The organism is Aquamicrobium defluvii (assembly GCF_004363725.1).
Taxonomy (GTDB): Bacteria; Pseudomonadota; Alphaproteobacteria; order Rhizobiales; family Rhizobiaceae; genus Mesorhizobium; species Mesorhizobium defluvii.
Window position 1 is genome coordinate 1 of record NZ_SNZF01000065.1, and the last position, 4,322, is coordinate 4,322.

Below are 4,322 nucleotides of genomic sequence, written 5' to 3' on the forward strand. Positions count from 1 at the left end.
TGCGTTCGAAAACACGCCGAAAGGATATTGGCCGTCAGACCTCCCGATGCCTGAATGAATAAGCCCCGCTCCGGCGGGGTTTTTGTTTCAGGCCCCGCTCAGCCAATCTTCCCAGTCAATCTGCGGTGCTTTCCGCCGGCGCGTGAGCCGAGCGCTTGCCGCATGCTGCCTCGCATCGTGCCGCAAATGGCATTGCTGGCACCAGAAACGCAGGTTGTCGTCGGAATGGTCGATCAGGTGATTGTCGAAGTGGGCGACCGTGCAGACGATCTTGATGATGCGGAGCTTGATCGGTTCGCCCTCCCCGCACCACCATTCCTCGCCCGGCTTCGGCCAGACAAGCCGTAAGCCGTTGTCGCCCTTCGGCTGGGCTTTCAAGAATTTCCCGCTGTGGAGCCGGCCGCCCAGCGCATGGTTCTCGACGCCGCACTTCTCGCAGCAATTGCTGGCCCGGATACGGATTCGCTCGCGGATCGCCTGCCACTCCGGCGATTTGATCGACCCGCCCGGGTAGAGTTTCATCTTCTCAGCAGAAATTGGCATAGACCCTTCCTTTCTACGTTTCAGAACTACCTTGAGAGCTGATCTTTCAGGTTGATCTCCAAGGTCTCTGAAGGTTGCGAGAGGGAGGGTTCCGGCAAAAGACACCCCCTCCCCATTGGCTTTCGCCAACAGAGACGGAGTGCCGCTTTGCCATGTCCTGAAGGCCGGAGCCGGGATGGGACACATGCAACGCCGTCCTCTCGGATAGACGGTCCTCTCTTTCAGACAGCACGGTAGGACTTTCGACACCCGCGCCCGCCGCTTCATCTGCACCGGAGTTGCACCGGGTCGCGGCTCGATCTCATTCATGTCGTTGTCTTGTCGGACTGGGGCAGCCCTTCGACAAACCGCCCCAGTCCTCTGCGCCAGCGAACACGAAACCAACCTCGAAGCCCTCGCCCAGTGCGGGGGCTTCTTGCGTTTCGGCATGGGCAATCTGCCAGATGATTCTCGGGGTGGCAAGAAAAATGTAGGCAACTCCTACTATTTGTGTTGACACCTACGTAGGCATTGCTTACATTCCAATCGTCAACAGCGCCCGGACACCCCGCCGATCTGCGCTGAGCCAAAGGGCAGGAGATGATTGAGATGAACCTCATTGCCGGAAAGCCAGACCCCAAGACGATCACTTCGTCCGCCACGTTCGGGACATCCGCACCGGTGCGCCATGTTGTCGATGCCTCCACCGGTGAGCGCATTGGCTGGATCAGGCCATCGAAAACAGGCTGGATCGAATGGCGCGCGTTCACCCGTCAGGGGCTTGAGCGCACCGAAGCAGAAGCCCTTGAGGCGATGGCCGCAGCGGTTCTGGAATACCGGGCCTGTGAAGCAGCCGACGCCGCACATGTTGCGGAAGTCCTATCCCTTCCAGAGCCCGAGCGCACCGCCCGCCGCAATCGCGACAAGGCTGCTGTAGCCGTCGAGATCGAGCGCAGCCGCTCCGTCATCCGCCAGCATGATCTTGACCGTGCCGAGCGCGCTCTTTCCGAAGCCGAGGCCGAGCTTGAGATCGCCATGACCATTTCGAACCGGAGGGCAGCAGCGTGACCCGCGCCCGCCACGAACACCAGATCAAGATCAACGACTACACCCTCGGCGGCGGCAACACATTCGATGCGGCCATGAACCGTGTTGTTTCTCGCTGGCGCGGCCTCGACTGGTTCACCGACGAGCAGATCGCGGAAATTAGAGCCGAGATGATCGAGCGCGAGTGGTTCCGTCACAAGCTCAACCGCGAGAACCGGAAGCGGCTCGCCAGCAAGGAAAGGGCAGCATGATGCGTTGTGAGAACTACGTTCCAAGCATGGGTGCATACTGGCTTGAGGCGCGCGTTGTGCCTGTCCGCTGCGGCGGGGAAGCGAAGTGGGAAGTGAGCGTCAATCCGCCGCGAAACGGTAACGACGGCAAAGTTCGACTCTGCGATCACTGCAACCGTTTCGACTACCAGACATTCCGGCGCGCTCCCCTCGCCAAAGTCGAGGCGGCAGCATGATCCGCTCCCTCGACCTTCTCCCCGCCCGCCTGTGTTCTTGGCTGGCTTATCGCACAACCCCCGCCACGTTCTCGCTCTGCCTGATAGCGGCAGTGGTGCTTGTGGCTGCGATTGAGGTGCCGAGATGAGCAAGATTGATCCGATGAAGCTGGCCCACGACTTCATGGGCCTGAACGTCGATGACTTCCGCATGTTCTGGACGATCGTCGGCTTTGAATGGAACCAGGAGGACGGCGACATTGAGGCGCAGTGGTTTCACTGCGGCAAGTCCATGCGCCCGACAGAACTGGCGGTCATCAGCGCGATGCATTCCGCCGTGGCGTCTGGTCAGAAGGCCGCCCGCGAGGCCAAGCCATGATGCCCGCAGCCAAAGCACGCCCTGTCGATCACCTTGGCATCCGAGACCGCATTGAAATGCTGGAGCGCGCCCTGTGCCGGCCGCTTCCCTACGGCGAGCGGAAGGAACTCCGGGCCGAATATTTGCTGCTCACCGAATTGATGGAGAACACCTATGCAGAATGAATGGGCATTCTGGCAGCGCGCGCTTGCCATCGGCAACAGTCGCCGCCTGACCAAGGATGAAATGCGGTCTCTTGAGGCCACCACGGAGCCGCAGACCGGGTTCTGGCGCAAGCGCAACAAGTCCGGCTCCGATGTGCCGGTTGCGATCTGGAATGACGGGAACGGCATGGTCGCCAAGGTCGGGCGGAATATGGCCGATCATGCCGATGAAATCTGGACGTGGTGCTGCGATTGGCCGATTAGCGAGGAAGCATATCGCTCCGTTGCCGAGAATGGCGAGGCTTGGGCGGATGAGCCGCCAGTTGCCGAGGCGGTCATGGGCCACAACCTCCCCGATGATCCGCTTGAGGCCCTTCGCCTTGAGTTCGAGGCTGAAAAGGAACTCGCTGAAAAGTTCCTGTCGGCGGCAATCGAGAGCCAGGAACAGGCCGACCAAGCGGCAGTGTGGTCGAAGAAGATCGCCGCCATCGCCAAGAAGGCTACCGACCTGCACAAGGTCGAAAAGCAGCCATGGCTTGATGGCGGGCGCGCGGTCGATGACAAGTGGCGTCCGCTCAAAGAAGAACCCGACACCCTGTCCAAGCGCCTGAAGCGCCATCTGGACGTTTTCTTGCAGGACCAGCTTCGGAAAGAGCGCGATCGTCAGGAGGCGGCGCGGCGCGAGGAAGAACGTCTGCGTCGTGAAGCAGAGGAACTGGCCCGCAAGGCTGCGGCATCTGACCAGCAATCGGAAGTCGAGCGCAATGCGGTGAAGGAAGAAGCCGAGCGCCTTCAGCGCGAGGCGGAAGCCAAGGCAAAGGAAGCCGAAGCCCGTAACGCCAGCGCCGGTAGCACCGGAGCCAAGGTCTCGCTGCGTACATTCGTCAATGCACGTGTCACTGACTACAAGGCGGCTGCTCTCGCCCTTCTGGCAATGAACCACGCCGATCTGAAAACCACCATCGACCAGCTTGCCAATCGGGCCGTGCGCGCAGGCGTCGAGCTTGATGGCGTCGAGCGCGTCGAGGAACAAAGGGCCGCTTGATATGAACGCTGTTGTGCAAATGGAAACCCATCGCCCCGCCCTTCAGTCAGGCGGCGCGGTGCGGGCAATTGTTCCGCAGGACTTCGACGGCGCTTGGCGTATCGCCAATGCCGTTGTGAAGGCCGGCATGGCTCCCCGAGGCTTGGAAACCTCCGAAAAGGCCATGGTCGCGATCATGCACGGGATGGAGGTCGGCATGACGCCGATGGCGGCCCTGCAATCCATCGCTGTTGTCAATGGTCGCCCGACGATCTGGGGCGACGGCGCTATCGGCTTGGTTCGCGGCTCTGGAAAGTGCGAATGGATCAAGGAACGCATTGATGGCGACGGCGACAACATGGTCGCCATCTGCGACGTGAAGCGCAAGGGTGAGGCCGACCCGATCCGAGCGACCTTCTCTGTTGCCGACGCCAAAAAGGCCGGGCTGTGGGGCAAGCAGGGGCCTTGGCAGCAGTATCCTAAGCGTATGCTTGCCATGCGCGCCCGAGCCTTCGCCTTGCGCGATGGCTTCGCTGACATTCTTCGAGGTCTTGGAATAGCCGAGGAAGTGCAGGACGCGCCCGCTCCCGACGCCCGATCCGTCACGCCTCCGTCGCCGCCGCGCGCGCCTTCGCCCCCGCAAATCGCCGCCCCCGTCGAGGAAGCGGAAACCATCGAGCATGAACAGGTGGTCGAGGAAACCGGCGAAGTCATCGAAGCCATTCAGGACGGCGAACCGTTCGATCTGGATGCCTTCCTGTC

General features: G+C 61.4%; 8 protein-coding genes. 7 read left to right on the forward strand and 1 reads right to left on the reverse strand.

Going from position 1 to position 4,322, the window contains the following annotated elements; all coding sequences use genetic code 11:
- Positions 1-87 precede the first annotated feature (87 nt).
- Complete coding sequence (locus tag DES43_RS21945; RefSeq protein ID WP_133676413.1) at positions 88-543, reverse strand: hypothetical protein; 456 nt, start codon at positions 541-543, stop codon at positions 88-90.
- Between the two features lie 588 nt (positions 544-1,131).
- Here DES43_RS21945 and DES43_RS21950 point away from each other — a divergent pair.
- The 7 genes from DES43_RS21950 to DES43_RS21975 all read left to right on the forward strand — a co-directional run.
- Positions 1,132-1,590 carry a hypothetical protein gene (locus DES43_RS21950; RefSeq protein WP_133676415.1) on the forward strand — a complete coding sequence of 153 codons (459 nt, stop codon included), beginning with the start codon at positions 1,132-1,134 and terminating at the stop codon, positions 1,588-1,590.
- A complete protein-coding gene (locus DES43_RS21955) occupies positions 1,587-1,820 on the forward strand; it encodes a hypothetical protein (RefSeq protein ID WP_133676417.1) in 234 nt (77 codons plus the stop codon). Before DES43_RS21950 ends, DES43_RS21955 begins: the two co-directional genes overlap by 4 nt.
- Positions 1,817-2,035, forward strand: a complete 219-nt coding sequence (locus tag DES43_RS21960) for a hypothetical protein (protein ID WP_133676419.1) — start codon at positions 1,817-1,819, stop codon at positions 2,033-2,035. Before DES43_RS21955 ends, DES43_RS21960 begins: the two co-directional genes overlap by 4 nt.
- 124 nt (positions 2,036-2,159) lie before the next feature.
- Complete coding sequence (locus tag DES43_RS21965) at positions 2,160-2,393, forward strand: hypothetical protein (RefSeq protein ID WP_133676421.1); 234 nt, start codon at positions 2,160-2,162, stop codon at positions 2,391-2,393.
- Complete coding sequence (locus tag DES43_RS22600; RefSeq protein ID WP_166647818.1) at positions 2,393-2,557, forward strand: hypothetical protein; 165 nt, start codon at positions 2,393-2,395, stop codon at positions 2,555-2,557. Before DES43_RS21965 ends, DES43_RS22600 begins: the two co-directional genes overlap by 1 nt.
- Positions 2,547-3,581, forward strand: a complete 1,035-nt coding sequence (locus DES43_RS21970; protein WP_133676423.1) for a hypothetical protein — start codon at positions 2,547-2,549, stop codon at positions 3,579-3,581. The genes DES43_RS22600 and DES43_RS21970 overlap by 11 nt, the downstream gene beginning before the upstream one ends.
- On the forward strand, positions 3,544-4,322 hold a 779-nt coding region (locus DES43_RS21975), incomplete at its 3' end, for a recombinase family protein (RefSeq protein WP_245514626.1). The genes DES43_RS21970 and DES43_RS21975, both read left to right, overlap by 38 nt.

Bases quoted from the DNA above. Each gene is read 5' to 3' on its own strand.
- DES43_RS21945 (WP_133676413.1), bottom strand. From the start codon at position 543: ATGCCAATTTCTGCTGAGAAGATGAAACTCTACCCGGGCGGGTCGATC.
- DES43_RS21950 (WP_133676415.1), top strand. From the start codon at position 1,132: ATGAACCTCATTGCCGGAAAGCCAGACCCCAAGACGATCACTTCGTCC.
- DES43_RS21960 (WP_133676419.1), top strand. From the start codon at position 1,817: ATGATGCGTTGTGAGAACTACGTTCCAAGCATGGGTGCATACTGGCTT.
- DES43_RS21965 (WP_133676421.1), top strand. From the start codon at position 2,160: ATGAGCAAGATTGATCCGATGAAGCTGGCCCACGACTTCATGGGCCTG.
- DES43_RS22600 (WP_166647818.1), top strand. From the start codon at position 2,393: ATGCCCGCAGCCAAAGCACGCCCTGTCGATCACCTTGGCATCCGAGAC.
- DES43_RS21970 (WP_133676423.1), top strand. From the start codon at position 2,547: ATGCAGAATGAATGGGCATTCTGGCAGCGCGCGCTTGCCATCGGCAAC.